The following is a 25,704-nucleotide window of genomic DNA, read 5'->3' on the forward strand; positions in this document are numbered from 1 at the left end:
GCAGCCGATCGGGGATAAATCCCCTCACCACAAGGAGAGCTGGGTTACCCAGAAAAATCTGCACTTCTGCTGACCCCAGCCAGCCATCAAATCCAATTCCACTGACACACCACAAACCCTGTGGCGAGGGGATTTATCCCCGATGGGCTGCGAAGCAGCCCCAAAACCTGCAATCCCGGTACACCAGACACACCGCATGCACTGGCTTCACGACTGCTGCGCAGCCGAACGGGGATAAATCCCCTCGCCACAAGGAGAGCGGGTTACCCAGGAAAATCTGCACTTCTGCTGACCCCAGCCAGCCATCAAATCCAATTCCACTGACACACCACAGGGAATGGGGAGCTTCAAGGTGGTGTGTAGGTAGCTCCGGGGAAATTCAGCCAGCCACCACAAAGATAATGATCGGCCCGCACACCGCCAGCAGCACATTGGAAATTGCATAACACACGGTGAAGCCAATCACCGGTGTATTGCTGCCAGACTGCTCAATGATCTTGTTCATCGAAGCCGCCTCTGTCTGCGCCCCAGCCAATGCGCCAAAAAGAATCATCGGATGCAAGCGCAGCACGTAGCGACCGAAGTACAGCGCCACCAATGGCGGAAGGATCGTTACCACCGCGCCGGACAGCAACAACGCCAGCCCTTGCTCTTTCATCGCTGCAAACGCCGCTGGCCCGGCCAGCAGGCCGACCACCGCGCCAAACGCGGTCAAGCCGAACTCGGAAAACGCCCATTGTGCCGCCGGTGGCAACGCGCCGATTTCCGGGTGGCGCGAGTTGTACCAGCCAATCACCAATGCCGCGACCAACACCCCGCCGCCAATACCCAGCTCCACCGGAATCATGCCGATATGCGTCGACAGCAAGCCGATCAACGAGCCCACGACCATCCCCAGCGTGTGCATGGCGATATCACTTTTGTAATTGTTCTTGCGAATGCGCCCCAGCCGTTTGGCGATCATTTCGACGCTGGCGGTGCGCCCGGTCAACGTAATCACATCCCCCCGGCGCAACACCGTGTTCGGCAACAGCGGCAAGTCATAGCCCTGACGCGTGATGTTGTTGACGAAGCAGCCCAGGCGTTTGTCGTTGGCTAAACGGCTTTTCGCCTGATGAATCGTCTTGCCGGCGAACTCCGCCGAGGTCAGCACAATGTCCACCTCGCGGGTCGGAAACGACAGCGACTCAGGATGATCGATCTCCGGCCCGACCCAATGGCTCAGCGTGCCCACCGCGTCGCGCAAGGCATACACACCGACCACATCCCCCGCCATCAACACAAAATTTTCGTCGCGCTCGATCACCTGCCCGGCCCGCACCACCCGCTCGACCGTCAGCGATTCGTGCAGCTTTTCGATGTCGATGATCCGCTGCCCATCGGCCTGGCCGTTACTCGCCACCTGATGCGCACGCACAACGATCCTCGTGTACGGCACAGTGATCGCCTCCTCTTCCTTGGCGATCCCCAGTTCCAGCTCCAGTTCACGCGCCGATTCGCGCAGATTCACACCGAGCAACTTCGGCGCAATGCTGCCGACAAACACGATCAAACCAATGGTGCCGAACAGGTAGGTGATCGCGTAGGCAATCGCCATGTGGCTGTTGAGTTTCGCCACGGCTGCCGCGTCGAGATTCAACTGATTGATCGCGCTGGTCGCGGTGCCCATGATCGCCGTATCGGTGAGCGCACCGGCACCGAGTCCGGCGGTGAAACCGGCGTCGAAATCAAACAGCCAATACATCGCCAGAATCGCCACCAATGCCGTCGCACACAGCACCACCGACAACAACACCAGTTTCAGCGTGCCGCGATTGAGGCTGCCGAAAAACTCCGGCCCGCTCTTGAAGCCGACGGCGTAGATGAACATCACGAAGAACACCGACTTCAAACCCGTCGGCACTTCCAGACCGATCTGGCCGATCAGCAAACCCATCAACAGCGCGCCGGCCACCGAGCCCAAATGAAAGCTGCCAATGTGAATGCGCCCGACAAATACGCCCAGGGCGATCGCCAGAAACACGGCGATTTCCGGATCAGCGCGTAACGCGTGGAGGACAAAATCGAGCATGGTGCGGACTCCCTTGCAGCGACGGTCACTGATCCTTCGGTTCTTGCGCCGGCGAGGTAAACCACTTCTCTCGCGGCACCCACTTCTCGGCCTGCGGATCGCCCAGATAATGCGGCGACATGATCTGCACGCCGTACTCGTTGAACACGTCCTGAATATTGGCGTGGAGCATGCTCAACAGCACCGCGCGTGGCCGTGGCTGACTCGGGATCGCCTGCGCCACCAGTCGATATTCCGGGTAGAAATCCGACAGCGCGGTCTGAAACACCTGCGCCGCCGGGTCTTCGAGAATCCCCGGTGTGCGTTTGGCCGCTTCCAGCAGCATCGCTTCGACCTGCCGCCATGGCGTGTCGTAGCCGATGGTCACCACCGTGTCGACCACGTAACCCGGGCCTTGCACGGTGCGCGAGTAGTTCTTGGTCACGGTGCCGGTGATCAGTGAATTGGGCAGAGTCAGCACTTCGCCAAGGCCGGTACGAATACGCGTGGTGAACATGCCCAACTCGGTGACCGTGCCTTCGTATTCGCCGATTTTGACGAACTCGCCCGGGCGCAATGTGCGGGTATACGTGAGGATTAACCCTGCCGCTGCCTGCCCCACCACGCTGGTCGCACCGAGGGAAATCATCAGACCGATCAACACCGACAAGCCCTTGAACGCATCGGTACCGGCGCCGGGCAGATACGGATAAGCCATCGCCAGCGCAAACAACCAGATCGCCAGCGACGTCAGCCGCTGAGTCGGTTGCAGGGTTTCGTGATTGAGCCAACTGAACGTGCCTGGCGTCGACATGCGCCGCAGCATGCGCCGGGTAAACGCAGTAGCGCCGCGCGCAATAAAGAAAATCGCCAACGCCACGCCCAATCCCGGGACGGCGCCAACGATGCCTTGCAGCAGATAGTCGGCGAGTTCGAACAGGTAGTTGTTGAGGCTTTCACCCCAAGGCCGGGTGTAGGGAAACCGCGACAGAACAAAGCCCAACCACTCATAGGTCAGCAGCAAAATCACCAGCCAGCGCAGCACCAACAATAAACGGCTGACCAAGGGATAAAGGAAATTGGCGTCGATCACCTGCACCCGCCCGACCTTCAACGCCTTGGTGTGGCGATCCATCAGTTCGGGGAGTTTTCTCAGCAAGCGGCGGCGCATCCAGGCCAGCGCCCACAACAACGCGACATAGATGACGGTGGCCACCGCCGCCAAGGCCAGCGACCTGACAATCAGATCCATGCTGCGCGCTTCACGGGTCTCGGAAACGACCTGACGCAGTTTTTCAGCCGCACCTTCGGCGGCCTGCTGCACCGAGGAATATTGCAGGCTGTCGACATCGTTGGGTGAAACGATGAATGCCCGTTTGTTGCCGAGCAGCACCATGTAACTGTTCTGGATCGAGTCGATGCTGATGTTCAGTTCGGCGTCTTCATCGAGCGCTTCACTGATGACCATTTTCGCCCGTTTGACCCGCGAGGCCGGCGCCTCGCCCAGAATGGTTGCGCGAAACGTAATGATGCTGCGGTTGGCGACCTTCAACTCGACCGCGTCGTTATCCGGTTTTGCGGCGGCATCAAGCGCCCATCCAGCCCCGCACCAAAGCGTTGCGAAAACCACCATCAATACTGCCAGCAGCCTGCTTCGCATGCGCCTTTTTCCTTACGCCACAGTTGTTTGTGAGGGATACGTAAGGCAGCGTAGTTGAGCGATGAACGGTTGTCAGATTTCCTCTGCCAACAGTTGTTGTGCCCGCCAGTTGCGCGGAGAAACGCCCGTCCATTGTTTGAAATGACGGCTGAACACCGAGACGTCGGCGTAGCCCAGATTCAGCGCCAGGTCGGTGATGCTGGTCTTGTCGTGCAGCAGGTTCTGTTTGGCGATTTCCAGGCGCGTGTCCTGCAACAAACGACTGAAACTGCTGTTTTCTGCCTTCAGGCGTTTCTGCAATACCCGCGGCTGTAATCCCAACGAATTACTCACCGCGTCGATGTTGCATTCACCGGTATTGAGCAGGCTGCCGATCAGGTGACACACCTGCGCGCGGAGGTTGTCGGGGTATTGAGTCTTGAGCGACTGCATGCGGCTGATCCAGTGTTCACGCATCAAATTCTCATCGGCCAGCGGCGAGCGCTTGAGGTATTCGAAAGGAAAACTGACGCCGTCAAATGTGCTGTCGAAGCGGACTTTGCCGTAGACGTTGATGGACTGCCAACCGGGGCTTTTCAAGGTGCCTTGCTGCAGGTGCAGACGAATTTGCGGGCTGTCGGCGCCGCTGAGGATTTTCATTGCGTTGAACAATTGCGCGGCACTGAGCTGACTCAGTTGTTGCAAGCCCAACTCGTTGGTGAAATCGAACCGAAGCTTGACCTCGGCGCGCTCTCCCCGCCGACTCAGTTCAAGGTGCAAGCCGCTGGCATGCAGGTACAAATACTGCCGGGCGAAATTCAACGCTTCGCCGATGGTCGCCTGGCGACTGCCGGACAACGCCACGTCGCCGATGGCCAGCAGGTTTTGTCGCGATGCCAAGCGTAAACCGAACAACGGTTCATGGCATTGCCGAGCGGACGCGTCCAGCAAATCCGCAGTCTTTTCGTAAGACAGATAGCTGTTGGGTTCGCGCAATTGCGCGACTACCATGCCGCCATTACGCAGCAGAGTCATCGGGTTCTGCCCAAGCTCGGTCACAAGCGCGCTGTAGCCCTCGATGGCACCGCTGCGTAACAGAAACATTGCCTGCATCCTTAGTCGAAAAGTGGGTCATGAATCAGGTTTCAACCGCCCACTGTCAAGAGGAAGGCTCTTCAACTACTGGCATAACTGGCCCATCAGGATCGGCCGAGTGATACACCCAACCGATGAACAGCTCGTAACCAATCGCCAAAATGACCGGGCCGGTAAACAAACCGATGATGCCGCTGGTAATCATCCCACCGAGCGCACCGATCAACACCACCGGCATCGGCACGGCCACACCGCGCCCCAACAGCATCGGCTTGAGCACGTTGTCGGAGAGCCCGGCGATGATCATCCAGACCGCAAAAATAACCGTGCTCGCGCTGACGCCACCTTGGGCAAATGCATAGATCACCACCGGCAGCGTAATCAGCAACACTGGCAGTTGCATGATGCCCAGCAGCAGCACCATCAAGGCGAGTACGCCCGCCGCCGGAATGCCCATGATCACCAGCGCCACACCAATCAGCAGCATTTGAATGAACGCGATGCCGACCACACCCTGCGCCACCGCACGAATCGTCGCGGTACACAGTTCGGCAATCTGCGGCCCGCGTACCGGACCGGAAACCCGTGAAGTAATCGCTACCGCAGTGCGGTGGCCCGCCTCGCCGTGCTTCATGATCAGCCCGGCGAAGATTAGCGCGAGGATGAACACGACAATCCCTGTACCGACGCCGGCCACTTGATGCAACGCCACTTTGCTCCAGTCTTTGAGGTGTGGCGCCACCTGATGAAACGCCCAGCTCAGATCCTGCGAGGCGTGCAGCCAGACGCCATACAGCGGCGCGCCGATCAGCGGCCAGCTCTCGACATTGGCCGGTGGTGGCGGAATTTCGAACTGACCATTTTCCACCGCGTGGATGCCGGTCTGCACCGAGTCCGCCACCGAGGCACCCAGCAGACTCAGCGGCAGCATCAGGATCACCAGGCCCAGAATGACCAGAATCACCGATGCCCAGCCATAACGACCACCGAGCTTTGCGCCAAGCATCTGGTTGAGCGGATAGAGGGTGACTGCAAGGATCAGCGACCACAACATCACGTTGAGAAACGGATGGAAGATGTCGTAGCAGAACAGCACCAGCACTGTGATCAGTCCGGCGCGGATCAACACGTCGAGCAAAGCCCGAGGACTGTTGAACGCGATCAGCGGCTTTTCTTCCATTACTGCTCTCCTGAGAAGCACCCATCACTGGATGTCGGTTGGCTCAGACTAGAACACAACGACAGCTCCAGCGTTTTTTACGGGTGATTTATCATCCAGAGGGTTCTCCGGGCGCGGCAGAACCTAGGGCCCGGCCTTCGTTACGTCAATGCACTGTTCGTAATACATCAAGTGTTCTTCGCAATTTATCAAGCTGTTCATCGGCTCGCTGCGTAACATTTTACGCTCGGCTGAATCGCTTCATTTCGAGGTTTACCGGGCGGCGTAACCCCGGCCCGACCTCTCTGATCTGCCTTGTGCAGAACCTCTCGAATTGGCACTTGCACGGCGTGAACCGCAACGCCGTGCAGTTGCTTGCACCACATTGGTAAAAGGATCCATCGCATGAACAAGCTCTACCGCGTGATCTGGAATCGCGCAGTCGGCCGCTTCGTCGTCGCCCCGGAAAACGCCACTCCTCGCGCAGGCATGGGCGCTGCGCGTATCGCCACACCCTTGTTGATCGCGTTATGCGCACCAGCCACGGCCATGGCGCAATCGCAGATTGCCGATGGCACTCAATTGACCGTGGCACCTGGCAGTTACGGGACAACGGCAGATGGCGAAAGCGGCCTGGTGGCGCGCAATGGCGGTAATCTTCAAGCCGATGGCGTCTCCGTGAGCACCAGCGGCAATGGCGCCACCGGTGTGCTCGCCAATGGACTCAATGCAACTCACAGCGAAGTCACCATCAGCAACAGCCAAGTGACGACGCACGGGGATAACTCAGCGGGCATGGCGGCCATCGACAAGGACAGCAGCATTACCGCCACGAATGTCAACATCATCACCGAAGGCATCAACTCTGTCGGCGTGGTCTCCGGTGGCGCAGTCGGCGATGGCAGTTCGCAACCAGTTGTTGTGATGTCCGGCAGCACCATTACAACCTCGGGTGATCGCGGGCTGGGCGTGGTTGCTCAGGGCGATGGCCGGGTTTACATGAGTGATTCCAGCGTCACCACCAGCGGTGACGAGGCGATGGGCGTTATCGTGCGTGCCGGCAGTGCCGCAACGCTGCAGGACACCGACATCAGCACCAGTGGTGCTGGGGCGAACGGTGTCAGTGTGGTCAAAGACCCCGGCGAACTTGATCACACCACGTTTGACATGACGGGCGGCAGCATCACCACCAGCGGTGATTCAAGCAAAGGTGTGGTCGTCAATAACGGCAGCTTTGCCGATCTGGACGGTGTCAGTATCGACACCAGCGGTCTTGATTCAGTGGGTCTGGTTTCAACCGGCACCGGTGCCAATGGCGTTCGCAGTTCGCTTTACCTCACCGATGGCAGTGTCAAAACCAGCGGCGACGGTGCCACCGGTGTGCTGGCTGAAAACGGCGGCATTGTTTCGATCAGCGGCAGCAGCATTATCACCAGCGGCGACAACGCGGCGGCAGTCAGCGTCGCGGGTGAAGGTTCTAAAGTAGAGTTGACCAACAGCAACGTCAGCGCTCAAGGGGCAGGCTCTGCAGCCGCTCAGGTCAACGGCGGAACCTTGAATGTCAGCGGCGGCTCGTTGACCAGCAGCCTGGGCAACACAATCGACGTCGGTGGCGCAACGCCGAGCACAATCAACCTGAGCAACAGCACCCAGATCAGCAACGGCACCGGTGTTTTTGTCCAGGTGAACGACGAAAACGCGGCACTGAGCCTGAACCTCGATCAACGCGTGCGGGCACAGGGCGATATCAACGGCGTCGACAGCAATGGCGACGGACAGATCAGCGCCACCACCGACATGACGCTGAGCAACCTGTCGAGCTGGCAGGGTTCGACAAATGGCGCGGTCGATCAACTATCCCTCAGCGGCGGCAGTGAATGGACGATGACTGGCGACTCAACCGTCGGCCAGGTCGATCTGAACAACAGCACCATCGCCTTCGCCCAGCCTACCAATGGCGACTTCAAAACCCTCACCGTCACGGGTGACTTCAACAGCAACGGCGGCGTGCTGTTGATGAACAGCGAACTGAATGGCGACGACTCTCCCTCCGACATGCTGCACGTCGAGGGCAGCACCTCCGGCCAGGCGTACGTGCACGTTAATAATGTCGGCGGCGTCGGCGATACCACCACCGATGGCATCGAATTGATTCAGGTCGATGGGCAGTCCGACGCGCAGTTCGACCTCGCCGGTCGCGCAGTGGGTGGCAGCGAAGAGTATTTCCTCTATCAGGGCAGCTACACCGATCCCAATGATGGTGACTGGTACCTGCGTTCGGAATTGCCGACTGATCCGACCGATCCGATCGTGCCGCCTCCAGTCGATCCCGGAGAGCCGGGAGATCCGACCGATCCAATCGTGCCTCCACCCGTCGATCCCGGAGATCCGACTGACCCGATCGTGCCGCCACCTCCAACCGCCCCGGCCGTGCCGGTATACCGCCCGGAAGTCGGCAGCTACCTGAGTAACCAGGCCGCAGCAGTGAACATGTTCCAGTTGTCGATGCACGACCGTCTGGGCACGCCGGAACTGGATCCACAAAAACTCAGCGATGATCGCCTCGGCAGCCTCTGGGTCCGGGTCAATCGCACCGACACCGATTACACCGGTGGCAAAGGCCAACTGGACGTCGACAGCGATACCTCGGTGCTGCAGATCGGTGCCGATCTGGCGCATTGGGGCGAGTACGGCCGGGGCATTTTCGGCGTCATGGCCGGTACTGGCAGTAATCAAAACACCACCCGCTCCGGCCTGACCGGCTACAGCTCCAAAGGTGAAGTCGACGGTACCGCCGTGGGTGTCTACGGAACCTGGTTCGCCAATCCGACCGGCGAAACCGGCTTGTACGTCGATAGCTGGCTGCAATACGGCCGCTACGACAACAGTGTGCAAGGCGAAGGTCTGGACGAAGAAAACTATGACTCGCGCACGCTGGCCGGCTCCATCGAAGCCGGGTACTCGTGGAATGTGTTCAGCAATGAAACCTCGCGGGTCTACGTGCAGCCACAACTGCAGATCACCGCGACGCATTACGACAGCGATGACCATCAGGAAACCAACGGCACCGAGATCAAATCCGACGAGGCCGGCGGTGTGACTACCCGCACAGGCATGCGGGTGTACAGCCAGATCAACCTCGACAGCGGCATGAAGGTTCAGCCCTATGCCGACGTCAACTGGTACCACAACAGCCGCGACAACGCCGTCGCCTTTAACGACAGCGTCATGCAGGGCGGCGATCCGAAAGACCGCTACGAATTCAAGACCGGTGCGCAACTGGTGTTGGGCAAGCACTGGAGCACCTGGGGTCAGGTCGGTGTGCAAAGCGGTGAAGACGACTACGGCAACGTCAGTGGCCAGGTCGGTTTGAAATACAACTTCTAATCGCGGCCTGGCAACCGCGTCCCTCACCCGGCCCTCTCTCCCGTAAAGGAAGAGGGGCCACGCTGTACAGGAACCATTAAAACCGATGAACTTTTCAGAGATTTGGCTCAACGTTCAGCAGTTCTGGAGCTCGCTGGACAACCATCCCTACGTCAACGCTAGCCTGACGCTGTTGGCGCTGTTATTTGTCGCCCTGTTGCTCGGCCGTATCGGCCGCTTTGTGATCGCGCAAGGAGTCGGACTGCTGCGCCGTCAGGCGTCTATGCGCTGGATCGGCGATCTGAGTGACAACAAGGTTTTTCATCGTCTGGCGCAGATCATTCCGTCGCTGGTGGTGCAATTCGGCCTGGCGATCATTCCGGGCCTGAGTGACAGATTGCAAACCATTCTCGGCAACCTCGCGCTGTCCTTCACCCTGTTGTCGCTGGTGATGGCGATCAGCGCATCGCTCGATACCATGCTGGTGATCTACGCGCGCACCGAGCATGCTCGTACTCGTTCGATCAAAGGCTACGTGCAACTGGCGAAGATGCTCTTGTATGTGCTCGGCGCCATCATCATTGTCGCCACGCTGATCAATCGCTCACCGCTGTTACTGCTGTCCGGGCTGGGTGCGATGTCGGCAGTGATTCTGTTGGTTTACAAGGACACGCTACTGTCGTTTGTTGCCAGTGTGCAGCTGACCAGCAATGACATGCTGCGGGTTGGCGACTGGATCGAAATGCCGCAATTGGGCGCGGATGGCGATGTGGTGGATATCACGCTGCACACGGTCAAGGTGCAGAATTTTGATAAAACCATCGTGTCGATCCCGACCTGGCGCCTGATGTCCGACTCGTTCAAGAACTGGCGCGGCATGCAGCAGGCGGGCGGTCGCCGGATCATGCGCGACGTGCACATCGATGCCGGCGGCGTACGCTTTTTGAGTGACGAGGAAGAGCGTCATCTGGGTCAGGTGCGCTTGCTCAATGAGTACCTGGCGCGCAAACAACCCGAGCTGCAACGCTGGAACGAAGCCCAAGGCAATGTCGCTGCGCTGTCGGCCAATCGCCGCCGCATGACCAACCTCGGCACCTTCCGCGCGTATGCCCAGGCCTACCTCGACAGCCACCCTTCGATTGCTCCGCACATGACCTGCATGGTGCGCCAGATGCAATCCACCGCTCAGGGCGTGCCGCTGCAAATCTACTGCTTCACGAAAACCACCGAATGGGGCGAATACGAACGCATTCAGGCGGACATCTTCGACTACCTGCTGGCCGTCCTCCCCGAATTCGGCCTCAGCCTCTACCAGCAACCGAGCGGCAACGACTGGCGCGGCGCATTACCCAACACCGCCATGCAACTGGCCGCCACCCGCCATCACGCCTGACAAAAACTGAAGGAGTGAGCCTACTCGCGATGGCGGTCAATCTGCCAATTCCCCATCGCATGTCCCACCGCTTTCGCGGGCAAGCCCGGCTCCCACAGGGTTCTTCAGTGTCCACAAAAGCTGCGATCAAACGCCGATAAATGTAGGAGTGAGCCTGCTCGCGAAAGCGGTGGGTCAGACACCCTACTCGACTGACCGACCGCTTTCGCGAGCAAGCCCGGCTCCCACAGGGTTCTTCAGTACCCACAAAAGCTGTGGCCAACCACCGCTAAATGTGGGAGCGAGCCTGCTCGCGAAGGCGTCAGGCCTGCGCCCGTCATATTCGCAATCGATCAAATTACGTTCGTCAAACGCCAAGTGGCCCAAGGCGCGAAAAGATAACTTTATGACAAACAGGAACCCGCCCGTACCGATGTCTTTTTGCGGGCCAATAACACCCTCATCCAGCAGGTCATTTCATGTCGAAGTGGAAGCATCGTACCCCTCGCGCCGTTTACCTTTCCGGAGGCGGCAGCGGTATCGGTCTGGGCTTTGCCCATGCATTGATTGCAGAAGGTTGCAGCGTGGCCGTGTTCGATTTGCAAATGCCTGGCGACACCCTCGCGCGCTTGCAGCAGGCCTGCAAAGTCAAAGGCCAGTCAGTACGTTTCTATCCGGCTGACGTCACCGATCCGCAGGCGATGGATCTGGCCATGGCCAATGCCCACGCGCAGCAAGGTGCGGCCGATCTGGCATTCAACTGCGCCGGGATGATGCGTAATGCAGTGTTCACCGACCTGCCCTACGAGACCTTTGAGCGAGTCATTCGGGTCAACCTGCTCGGCAGCCGCAACTTCGCCGCCAGCGCTCTGAAGCATTTGGCCACGCAAGGGCATCTGGTGTTCATGGCGTCGCTGGCCGGCATCGTCGGCAGTTACACCCAATCGGCCTACGCCGCGTCCAAATTCGGCGTAGTCGGTCTGGCAGAAGTGTTGCGCGCCGAACAGAGACTCAGCGGCATTGATGTCTCGGTGGTCTGCCCCGGTGAGATCCAGACGCCGCTGCTCGACTACGAACGCCAGCACGGCAGTGACGTCACCCGCGAGCTCAATTCGGTGGCCGGTGTACTCACCGTCGATCAAGCGGTGGCCGGCATCCTGCGCGGCATCCAGCGTCGGCAGTTCATGATCACGCCAGGGTTCAAGGCCAAAGTCATCCGTGCCGTTGCGCGCAAATGCAGCTCGCTGCAGCGCTGGATCGTCGACCGCAACCTGGCCAAAAGCTTTCGCAGCAAACCCGCGCGAGCGTCGTTGCGCTGAACGATTGATCTCGCCACTTCTACCTAAAGGATGCTCTGCCATGCGTGCATTTGAACAAATTCATCACTTCCAGGACTCCCGCGCCGCTGCCGGTCAACAGGCGCGCGTAGAAGATACGCGGATCGCCGCACGACAGTTTCGTGAAGACATGCTTAACGGCCCCAAGGTTCGCTACTTCGAATCGTTCGACCTGATTACCGTGCCCTACCCCGTGCGTTACGGCTTGCGCAATGCGTTCTCGCGCGAGCGCTTTGTCGAATACATGCACATCCAGAACCGTCTGTTCGTTGTGCAGTTCGACACCGCCGAAGGCCTCAAGACCCTGCTGGTCTCGCCATCGGATCACGAACGCAACATCGAAACGCCGTTCTTCCGCCGCTTGCAGGATCGCACCGCCGCGTGGCTGACCAAATTGATCATCAAACGTCAGAACAGCGTGCCCGAGATTCTCACGCGCATCGGCCTGCGTCCTGAAGACATCGACTACATCACTTACGACCACCTGCACACGCAAGACGTTCGGCGCTGGCTCGGCACCGACAAGGCTCCCGGCCTGTTCCCCAATGCGCAATTACTGGTGCACTGGCGCGAGTGGGAATCGGCTAAAGACCTCAACCCCTATCAGGCCGACTGGTACTGCCCGAGCGGTATCGCCGGGATACCCGACAGCAAGGTCGTCTGCTTCGACGGCTCGATCATGCTCGGCGAAGGTGTTGCGCTGATGCACACCCCGGGTCATACCGAAGGCAACCATTCGATTGTCGTTCACACCGATGAAGGCTTGTGGGTCACCAGCGAGAACGGTGTCAGCGTCGATGCCTACGCGCCGCTGCTGTCCACAGCCAGCGGTGTCGCCGAATACGCACAGATGATCGGCACCGAAGTAATCATCAATGGCAACACGCTGGAAAACGCTGTTGATCAATACATCTCCATGGTTCAGGAAGCCACCGTCGCCGGCCCCTCGACGCGCGACCCTCGCTTCCCGAACGTTTTCCCGTCCTCGGAAATGACGCCGTTCTGGATGTTCCCGGGGACGCGTCCGGCGTTCTATGTCGGGCATGCCAGACACGGCAATCTGAAACGGCCTTAACCCGCCACCCATTCTTTGCGCAACGGTAAAACCTGAACCAGACTGGCTCAAGTTTTCCGATCACGCATGAACAGGAATCCACGATGCACATACTAAGAACTGCCCTCTTGGGATTTGGCCTGAGCCTTGCGGCCATGGGCGTCACCCAGGCTGCCGAGAAGCCGAACATTGTCGTGATCATGATCGACGACATGGCCCCCATGGACGTTTCGGCCTACAACCGCGGCCTCGGCGCCGTGACCACGCCAAACATCGACCGCATTGCCCAGGAGGGCATGATGGTCTCTGATTACTACGCGCAACCAAGTTGTACCGCGGGCCGCGCGGCGTTCATCACCGGCCAGTATCCGATCCGCACGGGCCTGACCGCTGTTGGCCAGCCCGGTGCGAAAGTCGGCATTCAGGACAGCGACGTCACCCTCGCCCAGTTGCTCAAGGCTCAGGGCTACGCCACCGGCATGTTCGGCAAGTCGCACATCGGCGACCGGAATGAATACCTGCCGACTGCCCACGGTTTTGATGAATTCTTCGGTTTTCTCTATCACCTGAACGTGATGGAGATCGCAGAAATGACCAATTTCCCCAAAGACCCGAATTTCCCCGGCATCCCGCGCAACATGATCCACTCAGTGGCGACCACCACCGACGATGCAACAGTTGATCCACGCTGGGGCCGTGTCGGTAAACAGAAGATCACCGACGAAGGTTCGCTGACCATCGAACGCATGAAGAGCGTCGATGACCAGATCACTGACTTGTCGATCGACTGGGTGAAAAAACAGAAAGCCGCCGACAAGCCATTCTTCCTTTGGTACAACCCGTCGCGCATGCACCAGAAGATCCACGTCAGTGATGAGTGGCTGGGCAAAAGCGGTCACACCGAGTACACCGACGCCATCCTGCAGCTCGATTCGCTGGTCGGCAAACTGCTCAAAACCCTCGATGACCAAGGCCTGGCGAAGAACACTATTGTGCTGTTCACCTCCGATAACGGCGTGAACCTGTCGCACTGGCCGGACTCGGGCGCGGCGTCTTTCCGTGGTGAAAAAGGCCTGACTTGGGACGGCGGGTTCCGGGTGCCGATGCTGGTGCGCTGGCCGGGCAACATCAAGCCCAACACCTGGACCGGCGAGTTCATGACCTCTGAAGACTGGGTACCGACGCTGATGGCTGCGGTAGGCCAGACCGACGTCAAAGAGAAACTGCTGACCGGTCTGGATGTCGACGGCAAAACCTTCAAGAACCATCTGGACGGCTACAACCAGATCGACATGCTGACCAAACCGGGCGGCAAATCCAATCGCCATGAGTTCTTCTTCTTTGGCGAAACCCACTTGAACGCCGTGCGCGTCGATCAGTGGAAAGTCCACACCGCGATCAAAGACAAGTGGATGGAGGCGGCCAAGGAAATTCCGGGCGGTCTGGTCATCGACATCAAAGTCGATCCGTACGAGCGCTCGCCTGAAGCCGGCGATCACTTCCGCTGGCAGCAACAGCGCAGCTGGATCATCCCTATCATCGCGCCGTACATGCAAGCGTTCGCCAAGAGCATGAAGGACTACCCGCCTTCGCAGAAAGGTGCCGGCGGTATCGGCATGGCCTCAATGGCCAACTGAGCCCAACCCCCTTCCTCAATTGAATGACCACATTCGACGACATGCGCCCCTGAACGGGTGTATGTCGAGCGAATGGGAGAAAACTTATGTCGAAAAAAACACCTTGGCTGCGCTGTGCCCTCGCTACAGCAGTCTTGAGCAGTGGTTTTGTCGCAATGCCAACGTTCGCTCAGACGCAGCCCGATGCACTGCTGAGCATGCCCACCAGCCAGGAAAACATCGCCGCCGGTCTTGAGGCCGACGCTTACGCCAACGGCATCAACGCGTTCACCTGGGGTTATCCGCTGGTACGCATGGAACGGGTGATTCGCGATTACACCGACGTGCCCAACCCCCGTCCCGACACCAGCTATCGCGCACCGCTGAATCAACTCGGCTGGGCCAAGACACTGGCCACCCCGGCAGCGAAAGACATGCCGACCGCCAACAACGACACGCTGTACCTCAGCTCCGTTGTGCAACTGACTGAACCTTACGTGCTGCACGTTCCGGACACCGCCGATCGCTACTACGTGGTCGATGTGTTCAACATGTGGCAGGAGTTGCAGCACTACATCGGCCGTCGTACCACCGGCACCGCTGCCGGTGACTACGTGCTGGTGCCGCCGGGATGGAAAGGTACGCTGCCCAAGGATTTGAAACGTCTGGATGTCAGCACCAAAACCGTCTGGCTGTGGGGTCGTTTACGCGTCAATGACGGCGAAGACCTGAAGCCGCTGCACGCCTTGCAAGCGCAATTCACCTTGCGTCCGTTGTCGCAACGCAACAACCGCGATTACAAGCCTAAAGAGCAGACGTTGGCCGCACTGCCGACAGGCAATGACGATGGTTTGGACTTCTTCCGCGAACTCGCTGCTGGACTCAAGGACAACCCGGTGCCAGCGCGTGACGAGGCGCTGTTTGCACAGTTCGGCCGATTCGGCCTGACGGAAAAAGGTTTCGATCCTTCGCGCCTGTCCCCGCCACAAAAGGCCGGTTTGCTGAAAGCACTGGCCGACGGGCCGAAAGTCGCCGTCTCGGCACTGGCCTCGGCCGCGACACAGCGCAATGGTTGGGCCTGGGCAACCGGTCTTGATCAATTCGGCGCCAACTATCCGTTGCGCGCACTGGTCAGCGGCCCATATCTGGGTGGTCAGGGCGAGAAAGAAGCGATGTACCCACTTCGCTCGACCGACGCCAAAGGTCAACAACTCAGCGGTGACAAGCACTATGTATTGCGCTTCAAAAGCGCCCCGCCGGTCGATGGGTTCTGGTCGCTGACGGTCTACAACGCCGTCGACAAAATGCTCGTCGACAACCCGATTGCCCGCTACAAACTCGGCTCCGACACACAGGGTCTGAAAGTACTCGCCGATGGCTCTTTCGAAGTACCGCTACAAGCGGAGAAACCTGATGGCGAGTTCGCGGCCAACTGGTTGCCGGCGCCTAAAGGCCCGTTCTACATGATCCTGCGTCTGTACCAGCCTAAAAGCGAAGTACTGGCCGGCAAGTACGAACTGCCACAGGTGGAAGCCGTTGAATAAGTTCAGCCTGCCAAAACGCCTTTCGCTCAGTGCTCTGGCGATCAGCAGTTTGCTGATCGCCCTGCCCAGCGCCGCGAACGCCGATCAAACCGTCCTGCCCCAAGGCCCGGTCGCCAACACCGTGATGACACCCGGCTACGCCCGCGCCGTTGCGCAAATGGCGTATGTCTGGGGCTGGCCGCTGGTGAATTTGCAGACCCGACGCATGATGTACGAGCAGGTGCCAACTATCGGCCTGCTCGGCCCAACGCCAGTGGCCCCGGTCAATCAGTTGGCCATGCTGTCGGATTACATCGACCCGGGCATTCGCATCGTTGCGCACCCGAATCAGGACGTGGTTTACGGTTTCGGCGCACTGGCGCTGGACAAAGGCCCGGTGATCCTGCAAGTGCCAGACTTCGGCGACCGCTTCTGGATGTATGAACTGGCCGATCAGCGCACCGACAGTTTCGCGCAAGTGGCGAAAATCTACGCGACCAAACCGGGCTTCTACCTGATTGTCGGCCCGGACTGGAAAGGCGAAAAACCTGAAGGTGTCGAAGCGGTGCTGCGTTCGCCAACCAACACCGGCGTGGTCATCCCGCGCGTGTTCATGGCCGACACCGCAGAGGATCGCGCGGCGATTCAACCGGTGCTCAATCAAATCGCCATGTACCCGTTGTCAGCGTTCGACGGCAAGGTCAAAACCATCGACTGGAAGAACCTGCCGAAACTGCCGCTGCCCAAAGCCATGGCGGATCAACCACCCGGCGAGACCAAATGGGTCACACCGCAGCGCTTCTTCGCTCAGCTTAAAGGCGTATTGGCGCAGGTGCCGCCGTTGCCGGGTGAAGAGTCGCTCTATGCACAGTTTCGCGCACTCATAGCGGCGGGCGAGCATGATCCGGCGATCGCACGTGTGTTACAGGAAACTGCACAGCAAAGCGAAAAGGACGTGGTTGATCCGCTGTTCTATCTGAGCAGTAATGGCGTGCGCATCGCCAATGGCTGGAACCGGCCATTCAACAACGCGGCATTCGGCACCGATTACCTGACACGTCTGGCGATCGCCAAATCGAACATCTTCGAGAACAACGTCAAGGAAACCGCGTACATCTTCCGCGAAGAGGATGGCGACGGGCAGCGCCTCAGTGGCCAGCGCAGCTACACCCTGACCTTCCCTGCCGGGCAGACACCGCCGGTGTCGGGTTTCTGGTCACTGACCCTGTACGACAAGCTGCATTTTTTTGCCGACAATCCGATCAAGCGTTACTCCACGGGGACCAAAAACAAAGACCTGAAGTACAACGCCGACGGCTCGCTGACGATCTACATCCAGCATCAGCGCCCGACTGAAGACAAAGTCGGCAACTGGCTGCCGGCACCCGAGCAGGAGTTCGCCCTGACGATTCGCGCCTACGGTCCTTCCGAAGCGTTGATTAAAGGCGATTGGACACCTCCGCCGCTGGTGCCGGGGCCGATTCACGACTAAAACTGATGCACGTCCCAATCAATAAGGAAGTACCGGATGAGATCCACTCACTCACTGATGATTCTGGCGTTGGCCGGCACTGCCGGGCAGGCGATGGCAGGTGGTATTCAGTTGTATGAAGCGGGTCAGGAAGGCGCGGGGCTGGCCAATGCCGGCTCGGCGGCGCTGGCCACCGACCCGAGTGTATTGATGAGCAACCCGGCGGGGATTGCGGCGCTTAAAGGGACGCAAGTCACCATGACCGGTCAGGCGCTGTTCGGCGGTATCAAGTTTGATCGCGATGGCAACAATGACATCTCCGGCAACGAGGGCGGCAACCCGCTGCCGGTGCTGCCCGGGGCCAGTTTCTTCATCAGCCATGAAGTCAATGAACGTGCCAGTGTCGGTTTCGGCATGTACGGCAACTTCGGCCTCAGCGTGAAGTACGACGATGATTGGGCCGGCCGTTATCAAACGCAGGAGTCGACACTGATCGGTATCTCGTTCCAGCCAACGTTCGCCTACAAAATCACTGACGACCTGTCGATGGGCATCGGCCCGCGCCTGGTCTACGGCTACTACTACACAAAAATGGCCATCGACAATAACGCCTTCCTGCCGGGTGATCCGTTTCAGCAGGATGGCAAGTTGCAGTACAAGGACACCGACACCGGCACCGGGATCAATCTGGGTTTGCGTTATCAACTCGACCCGCGCACCACGATCGGTCTGGCGTACACCAGCAAGGTCAAACTGGAGTTCAAGGATTCGCCATCGGTGCATGGCGTACGCAACCCGCTGCTCAACCTGGCGTTGTCGAGGGCCGATGTCGATGACTTGGGCATTGACATGAACATCCCGCAGACCGTGACCCTGAGCGTCGCTCATCAGTTGAACGATCAATGGACATTGCTCGGTTCGGCCAACTGGCAGGACTGGAGCGATTTTGCCGATATCGGCGTGGAAGTGGATACCGGTGGCAACAACGTTTCGCGTTCCGTCGACCGCAAATATCAGGACACCTGGCACCTGTCGTTCGGTGCGCAAAATCAACTCAGCCCGAAACTGCGCTGGAACATGGGTGTGGCGTATGACAGTTCGGCGGTAAAGGATAAGGATCGCACCGTCGACAACCCGATGAACGAAACCTGGCGGCTGGCCACGGGCGTCAGCTACAAGCTGACCGACGACATGGACGTCAACCTCAATTACACCCTGGTGTGGCTGGGCGACATGGACGTGCAGCAGAGCAAGCGCGACGGTCAGACGCTGTCGGGCAGTTATCCCAACAGCGCCCTTCATATCATTGGCGGCGGTGCGACCTGGCGTTTCTGATTCACATGTACCCGGGCCGTGCGTGCACGGCCCCTATCAAGGCAGCACAGTTCATATGGCTTACCTTACCCGTGCGTCGTCCCTCCATGGATTCTACGACTTCGCCCTCAGCCAGAAACTCAACCCGACCGATATTCTGCGCAAGGCCGGGCTACCCGGCGATGTACTGGAGAACCCGGACGCGCTGATCTCCTTGCAACGTTTTGCCATGGTGCTGGAACTGGGCAGCGAAACCAGCGGCAATCCCCTCTTCGGTCTGGAGTTCGGTCTGCATCAAGGCGTTGGCATTTTTGGCTCCTTGCTCTACTTGATGCGCAATTCCAATACTGTCGGCGACGCGCTACGCGATTTTGGACATTACTTTCACGTCCACGACAACTATGGGGCGGTTGTGGTGCAACAGCTTGACGGGCACGCGCAGCTTTATTTCGCCACAGAACCGGACAATCTGCCGGGCCGACGCCACATCAGTGAATTGGTAGTCGGCGTTGGCTACCAATTAATGCGCACGTTGCTTGGCGGCCGCTGGCAACCTATGGCCGCACTGCTGCAAAACGCACCGGCAACCAGCGCTGCACGCTATCGCCGCCTGCTTGGCGTGACGCCTCGCTTCAACAGCTCCTTCGACGCCTGGCTGTTCGACGCCAGCCTGCTGCAAGTGACGCTCAGTGACGCCGATCCGAAACTACACCGTTTGATGTTGCAGCAACTGGACACCATCGACCGCATCGACAGCGACGAACTGCCGGCCCAGATCCAGCGTTTGCTGCGCAGTTTTCTGCCCGGCGGACGGGTGACCATCGACTACATCGCCGACTTCATGCGCGTCAGTCCGCGCTCCCTGCAGCGCCACCTCGCCGGACACGGCACCTCGTTTCAGGCGTTGCTGGACGAAACACGGCAAGCCATGGCCGTGCGCTACCTAGAAGAATCGGACATGAGCCTGATGCAATTGACTGAAGTGCTTGGGTACGCCAATCAGAGTGCATTCAGCCGGGCGTTCCAACGCTGGTTTGGCGCCAGCCCACGGCAATGGCTCAAGCAGCAGAAGGCTTGAGTTGATTGGCGTCTGGTCAGACGCCTTCGCGAGCAAGCTTTGCTCCTGTGGATCGCATTTCATTCTGCAGGAGCAAAGCTTGCTCGCGATGTTTCTAGCGTTTGTTCATCCATGAACTAGCCTTGAGCATGGCACGTCCCGCGAGACTGCCCCCCCACGAAAAACCTTGATTCCAGTAAGGAAAATCCTGCATGAAACCATTTTCGAGCACGTTGACGCTCGCCGCCGTCCTCATCGCCCTCGCCGGCTGCTCCTCGACCTCGCAACCGGGCAGAAATACGACGCTCGGCGAGGACAACCTCAATGGATCGGGGTTTCTATCGGACGTTTACCCGCTGATGAAAGAAGGCAAGGACGGTGAAGCACTGCGGCTTTACCGCAACCCGAAATACGCCTCCACCGCGAGCTTCACCCGCTACAAGAAAGTACTGCTGGATCCGGTCAAGTTGTACGCCGGCCCGAAATCCAAACTGCACGAAGCACCGCAGGCCGACAGCAACGCGATTGCTCAAGGTCTCTACAATCAGCTGCATGAGCAACTGGGCAAAGACTATCAAATGGTCAACGCCCCAGGCCCCGACACTCTGCACATCGCTGTCGCCATCGTCGATGCAGAAGCCGCCGATACTTCGCTGAAGGCAGCTTCCTACATTCCGATTCCGCTTGGCGTGCCCGGTGCCAAAGCCGCCGCCATGCAAGCCGTTTCGCACACCACAGGGCAACCGCCGTTTACCGGCCAAGTCACTGTTGAAGGAAAAATGGCTGACTCGCAGACGGGTGAAGTCATCGTCGCAGAGATCGATCGCCGCACGGGCTCGCGCCGTCCGATCATCGGTTTGTTCGAAAGCAGCACGTATGACTCCTGGAGCGACGTGACTGCGGCTGAAAAATACTGGGCAGAAAAAGTACGTTATCGCCTGTGCATGCGCCGAGAAGCGCCGAACTGCGTGGAAGCAGTCGAATAACGTTGCGGGGCTCTTGAGGCCAGAGACGAAATAATTCAGTGAACGCTGAATTATTTCGTATCGCCATGTATCTGAACCCAAAGCGCAATGCCATCAAACAGATAGCACCGATTCAGATCAGGTACAGGGAAACCGCCCATGAAATCCAATGAACAAAGCGTCAGTCCAATCAGACTGAAAGACATCACCATTGTCGACGACGCAAAAATGCGCAAAGCGATTACCGCGGCTGCGCTTGGCAACGCCATGGAATGGTTCGACTTTGGCGTGTACGGCTTCGTCGCCTACGTCCTCGGCAAAGTGTTCTTCCCCGGCGCCGACCCCGGCACACAGATGATCGCCGCGTTGGCGACGTTCTCCGTGCCCTTCCTCATCCGTCCGCTGGGCGGCCTGTTTTTCGGCAGGCTGGGCGATAAGTACGGGCGACAGAAAGTCCTCGCCGCGACCATCGTGATCATGTCGCTGAGCACCTTCGCCATCGGCTTGATTCCCTCTTATGCGTCGATCGGCATTTGGGCGCCGATCCTGCTGTTACTGGCGAAAATGGCCCAAGGCTTCTCGGTCGGCGGTGAATACACCGGCGCCTCGATCTTCGTCGCCGAGTACGCGCCGGATCGCAAACGCGGCTTCCTCGGCAGTTGGCTGGACTTTGGCTCCATCGCCGGTTTTGTCCTCGGCGCCGGCGTCGTGGTGTTGATTTCCTCAACGCTGGGCGAAGAGCAATTCGAGTCGTGGGGCTGGCGCCTGCCGTTCTTCCTCGCCCTGCCCCTGGGCATGATCGGCCTCTACCTGCGCCACGCACTGGAAGAAACACCGGCATTCCAGCAACACGTCGAAAAACTCGAACAAGGCGACCGCGAAGGCCTCGCCGATGGCCCGAAAGTCTCGTTCAAGGAAGTCGCCACCAAATACTGGCGCAGCCTGATGACCTGCGTCGGCGTGGTGGTGGTGACCAACGTCACCTACTACATGCTGCTGACGTACATGCCGAGCTACCTGTCGCACAACCTGCACTACAGCGAAAACCGTGGCGTGCTGATCATCATCGCGATCATGGTCGGCATGCTGTTTGTGCAACCGGCGATTGGTTTTATCAGCGACAAGATTGGCCGCAAACCCTTCATCGTCGTCGGCAGTATCGGCCTGTTCATTCTGGCGATTCCGGCGTTCATGCTGATCAACAGCGGCAAGATCGGCCTGATCTTCTCCGGCCTGCTGATGCTCGCGGTGCTGCTCAACTTCTTCATCGGCGTCATGGCCTCGACCCTGCCGGCGATGTTCCCCACGCACATTCGCTATAGCGCTTTGGCCGCTGCTTTCAACATCTCCGTGCTGATCGCCGGTTTGACCCCGACCATCGTCGCCTGGCTGGTCGAAAGCACCAACGACTTGTACATGCCGGCTTACTACCTGATGGTCATCGCCGTGGTCGGCCTGTTCACCGGCGTCACCATGAAAGAAACCGCCAACCAACCGCTACGCGGCGCGGCCCCGGCGGCTTCGGATCTGGCGGAGGCGAAGGAGTTGTTGAAAGAGCATCACGACAACATTGAGCAGAAGATCGAAGACATCGATGCCGAGATTGCTGAGCTGGAGGCGAAGCGCAAGAACCTGGTGCAGCAGCATCCGCGGATTAATGAGTGAGGTTTGTTTCTGGGGGGTGGGGGCATATCCGTTGCTGCGGTGATGGCTGCTGGCGGTTTCGCTCTTACAGCGAGTCACCTTTTCCAGACGCCGAAAAGGTAACCGAAAAGGCTTGGCCCCGGCGTACGGCACTTCGCTGAGGCTCAGTGTTCCCTCGCTACGGTGTCCATCCGGGGACATCGCCTACGGTTTGCTTCGCTGCACCTCCTCTCGATGTGTGCGGCTACGCCGCACGGCGCTATGCGCCTGATCCCCGGATGGACACCTACGCTCGGCCTGCCGAAGGGGCTTTAGATCAAAAGCCAGATCAAGATCAAAGGCCCCTCACCCTAGCCCTCTCCCGGAGGGAGAGGGGACTGATTGCGTGGAATGGAAGAAATGCGCCGACGTGAAAGACCGAGCCGAACCCAAATTTTAAAAAGCCCACCAATCGGCTCCCTCTCCCTCGGGAGAGGGCTGGGGTGAGGGGCGAAAACACCACAAAAACCAAAGCCAATCACGCCCCGCCCTTCACCACTCAATAGGCCGAGTGTCAGCTCGCCTGCTCTTGATCTTGACTCACCGGCCCGTCGGCAGGCTGAGTGTAGGGATTGATCCGGGGGTGGGAGCGCAGCGACCGTTTGGCGCAGCCAAACACAGCGAGAGGAGGTGCAGCGAAGCAAACCGTAGGCGCTGCCCCCCGGATAAATCCCGGAGCGAAGGAACCCGAGCCACAGCGAGGGCCGAACGTCAGGGCAAAGCCTTTTCGGTTACCTTTTCGGCGTTTGGAAAAGGTGACTCGCCGTAAGGGCGAAACCGCCAGCAGCCACCCCCGCAGCAACGGATATACACCCAAAACCCAAAACCCCAATCACCCAACCAACATCCCATGACACATCAACCCCAACACACTCCGCATATGCCGTGAATGCGCCTCCCGATCCGGCGTCACCTCAGTCGCCAACCGAATAAACGCCACATTCGCATACTGATTAAACACCGTCGCCGCCACATCAATATCAACCGAGTCGCGAATCCTGCCAACCCCCTGAAAATGCACGAGCAGCGCCTTGGTCTCCTCAATCACCGCCGCATTCCAAGGATCAAGCGCCCGAGCCAATTCCCCGGTAAACAAAAACGGCGCCAACTCCCGCCACAGTGAAGCCGGCATAGCCTCCAACTGGTAATGCGTCATCAACCCCTCAAACGCACACAACGCCTCCAGCGGATCACTGTCGTCATCAAGACGAGCCCGCGAATCACGCATCGCCTTCTCATCCGGCTGCTTCAGCAACGCCAACAAAATCTCCTGCTTGCCGCCAAAGTAATTCACCACCGTCGGCGCCGACACCCCGGCCTGCGCCGCGATCTGATCCAGCGTCGTCGCCGCAAACCCGTTGGTCTTGAACAGCTCCAGCGCCGCCTCGGCAATCACCTGCCGGCGCTGTTCCTTTTGCCGCTCTCGAAGTCCGCTCATGTCGCCTCTGATGATCCTTGCCAATGACCCTCAGCCTACGGAGATATTTTTTCACCGACAAATATTTTCTTTACAAAAATATTTTTAGGTGACAAAACTTTATTGGTGCAGCGCGGCAACGAACGCACTCACCCGCCCTTTTCTCTGGAGATCCGCCATGTCCGCCGAATTCGATTCGACCCGCAGTACCAGCGATTACCAAGCCGCCGATGCCGCGCACCACATCCACGCGTTCGTCGACCAAAAGGCCCTTAACGAAGAAGGCCCGCGGGTGATGGTCAGCGGTGATCGCCTGGCGCTGTGGGACAACGATGGCAATCGCTACCTCGACGGCATGTCTGGCCTGTGGTGCACCAACCTCGGTTACGGTCGCAAGGATCTGGCCGCCGCCGCGACCGCGCAACTGGAACAACTGCCCTACTACAACATGTTCTTCCACACGACCCACCCGGCGGTGATCGAACTGTCCGAGCTGCTCTTCAGCCTGCTGCCCAAGCACTACAGCCACGCGATCTACACCAACTCCGGCTCCGAAGCCAACGAAGTGCTGATCCGCACCGTGCGCAAGTTCTGGCAAGTGATGGGCAAGCCCGAGAAGAAAATCATGATCGGCCGCTGGAACGGCTACCACGGCTCAACCCTCGCAGCGACGGCGCTGGGCGGCATGAAGTTCATGCACGAAATGGGCGGCACCATTCCTGACGTCGCGCACATCGACGAGCCGTACTGGTTTGCCCACGAAGGCAACCTCAGCCCGGAAGAGTTCGGCCTGCAAGCCGCGCGACAACTGGAAGACAAGATTCTCGAACTGGGCGCCGACAAGGTCGCCGCTTTCGTCGCCGAACCGTTCCAGGGCGCGGGCGGCATGATCATTCCGCCGGCTACATACTGGCCTGAAATCCAGCGCATCTGCCGCAAGTACGACGTGTTGCTGTGCGCCGATGAAGTAATCGGCGGGTTCGGCCGCACTGGCGAATGGTTCGCACACCAGACGTTCGGTTTTGAGCCCGACACACTGTCGATCGCCAAGGGCCTGACCTCCGGGTACATCCCTATGGGCGGTCTGATTCTGTCGCGGCGTATGGCCGATGCACTGGTTGAGAAAGGTGGCGTGTTCGCCCACGGCCTGACTTATTCCGGGCACCCGGTCGCGGCTGCCGTGGCGATTGCCAACCTCAAGGCGTTGCGCGATGAAGGCGTGGTCGCTCAGGTGAAAGCTGATACCGGGCCGTATCTGCAAAATTGTTTGCGTGAAGTGTTCGGTAATCACCCGTTGATCGGCGAGATTCAGGGCGTCGGCCTGGTGGCCGCGTTGCAGTTTGCTGAGGACAAGGCCAGCCGCAAGCGCTTTGCCAATGAGAACGACATGGCCTGGCGTTGCCGCACGATCGGTTTTGAAGAAGGCTTGATCATCCGCTCGACACTGGGCCGGATGATCATGGCGCCGGCGCTGGTAGCGACCCGGGCGGAGCTGGATGAGTTGATCGACAAGACGCGCATCGCCGTGGATCGCACGGCGCGGGAGTACGGCGTCCTCTGATCGGCTGAAATGATGATTCGGCTGA

17 protein-coding genes are annotated in these 25,704 nt (G+C 59.1%); 12 read left to right on the forward strand and 5 right to left on the reverse strand.

All coding sequences use genetic code 11. The features are described from left to right. Window positions 1–379: 379 nt before the first annotated feature. The 4 genes from aspT to ACZZ0D_RS11055 form a co-directional block, all read right to left on the reverse strand. Complete coding sequence (aspT, locus tag ACZZ0D_RS11040) at window positions 380–2,071, reverse strand: aspartate-alanine antiporter (RefSeq protein ID WP_463553233.1); 1,692 nt, start codon at window positions 2,069–2,071, stop codon at window positions 380–382. Between the two features lie 25 nt (window positions 2,072–2,096). Further along, entirely contained in the window at window positions 2,097–3,710 is a 1,614-nt protein-coding gene (locus ACZZ0D_RS11045; protein WP_463553234.1) for a mechanosensitive ion channel family protein, read from the reverse strand. A 72-nt stretch (window positions 3,711–3,782) separates the two neighbouring features. Beyond that, entirely contained in the window at window positions 3,783–4,793 is a 1,011-nt protein-coding gene (locus ACZZ0D_RS11050) for an AraC family transcriptional regulator (protein ID WP_463553235.1), read from the reverse strand. Between the two features lie 55 nt (window positions 4,794–4,848). After that, window positions 4,849–5,964 (reverse strand): AI-2E family transporter, encoded by a 1,116-nt coding sequence (locus ACZZ0D_RS11055; protein ID WP_463553236.1) that lies wholly within the window; start codon window positions 5,962–5,964, stop codon window positions 4,849–4,851. A 384-nt stretch (window positions 5,965–6,348) separates the two neighbouring features. Between ACZZ0D_RS11055 and ACZZ0D_RS11060 the strand changes: the two genes are divergently transcribed. From ACZZ0D_RS11060 to proP, 11 genes are all read left to right on the forward strand, one after another. Beyond that, on the forward strand, window positions 6,349–9,330 hold the full coding sequence (locus ACZZ0D_RS11060; protein WP_463553237.1) for an autotransporter outer membrane beta-barrel domain-containing protein: 2,982 nt from the start codon (window positions 6,349–6,351) through the stop codon (window positions 9,328–9,330). 85 nt (window positions 9,331–9,415) lie between these two features. Then, window positions 9,416–10,702 carry a mechanosensitive ion channel family protein gene (locus ACZZ0D_RS11065; RefSeq protein ID WP_053120035.1) on the forward strand — a complete coding sequence of 429 codons (1,287 nt, stop codon included), beginning with the start codon at window positions 9,416–9,418 and terminating at the stop codon, window positions 10,700–10,702. Between the two features lie 458 nt (window positions 10,703–11,160). Then, on the forward strand, window positions 11,161–12,000 hold the full coding sequence (locus ACZZ0D_RS11070) for an SDR family NAD(P)-dependent oxidoreductase (protein ID WP_053120033.1): 840 nt from the start codon (window positions 11,161–11,163) through the stop codon (window positions 11,998–12,000). Between the two features lie 40 nt (window positions 12,001–12,040). Further along, the gene (locus tag ACZZ0D_RS11075) at window positions 12,041–13,093 is read left to right on the forward strand and encodes an MBL fold metallo-hydrolase (protein WP_463553238.1); all 1,053 of its coding nucleotides are present in this window, start codon (window positions 12,041–12,043) and stop codon (window positions 13,091–13,093) included. 83 nt (window positions 13,094–13,176) lie between these two features. Beyond that, a complete protein-coding gene (locus tag ACZZ0D_RS11080; RefSeq protein WP_463553239.1) occupies window positions 13,177–14,709 on the forward strand; it encodes an arylsulfatase in 1,533 nt (510 codons plus the stop codon). A 155-nt stretch (window positions 14,710–14,864) separates the two neighbouring features. Beyond that, window positions 14,865–16,232 (forward strand): DUF1254 domain-containing protein, encoded by a 1,368-nt coding sequence (locus ACZZ0D_RS11085; RefSeq protein ID WP_463553240.1) that lies wholly within the window; start codon window positions 14,865–14,867, stop codon window positions 16,230–16,232. Next, on the forward strand, window positions 16,225–17,703 hold the full coding sequence (locus tag ACZZ0D_RS11090) for a DUF1254 domain-containing protein (RefSeq protein ID WP_463553241.1): 1,479 nt from the start codon (window positions 16,225–16,227) through the stop codon (window positions 17,701–17,703). The genes ACZZ0D_RS11085 and ACZZ0D_RS11090 overlap by 8 nt, the downstream gene beginning before the upstream one ends. A gap of 36 nt (window positions 17,704–17,739) precedes the next feature. Continuing rightward, window positions 17,740–19,017, forward strand: a complete 1,278-nt coding sequence (locus tag ACZZ0D_RS11095) for an OmpP1/FadL family transporter (RefSeq protein WP_463553242.1) — start codon at window positions 17,740–17,742, stop codon at window positions 19,015–19,017. Between the two features lie 55 nt (window positions 19,018–19,072). Then, the gene (locus tag ACZZ0D_RS11100; protein WP_463553243.1) at window positions 19,073–20,074 is read left to right on the forward strand and encodes an AraC family transcriptional regulator; all 1,002 of its coding nucleotides are present in this window, start codon (window positions 19,073–19,075) and stop codon (window positions 20,072–20,074) included. A gap of 191 nt (window positions 20,075–20,265) precedes the next feature. Continuing rightward, window positions 20,266–21,039, forward strand: a complete 774-nt coding sequence (locus tag ACZZ0D_RS11105; RefSeq protein ID WP_463553244.1) for a DUF3313 domain-containing protein — start codon at window positions 20,266–20,268, stop codon at window positions 21,037–21,039. Window positions 21,040–21,177: 138 nt separating this feature from the next. Then, entirely contained in the window at window positions 21,178–22,683 is a 1,506-nt protein-coding gene (gene proP / locus ACZZ0D_RS11110) for a glycine betaine/L-proline transporter ProP (RefSeq protein WP_053120021.1), read from the forward strand. Between the two features lie 850 nt (window positions 22,684–23,533). On the opposite strand, the gene ACZZ0D_RS11115 is transcribed toward proP, so the two are convergent. Beyond that, window positions 23,534–24,139, reverse strand: coding sequence for a TetR/AcrR family transcriptional regulator (locus ACZZ0D_RS11115; protein WP_463553245.1), 606 nt, complete (start codon window positions 24,137–24,139; stop codon window positions 23,534–23,536). Between the two features lie 157 nt (window positions 24,140–24,296). Here ACZZ0D_RS11115 and ACZZ0D_RS11120 point away from each other — a divergent pair, with 157 nt between their 5' ends. Beyond that, on the forward strand, window positions 24,297–25,679 hold the full coding sequence (locus ACZZ0D_RS11120) for an aspartate aminotransferase family protein (protein ID WP_401237811.1): 1,383 nt from the start codon (window positions 24,297–24,299) through the stop codon (window positions 25,677–25,679). The last annotated feature ends 25 nt before the right edge of the window (window positions 25,680–25,704 follow it).

This window comes from Pseudomonas sp. AC193 (assembly GCF_979258075.1).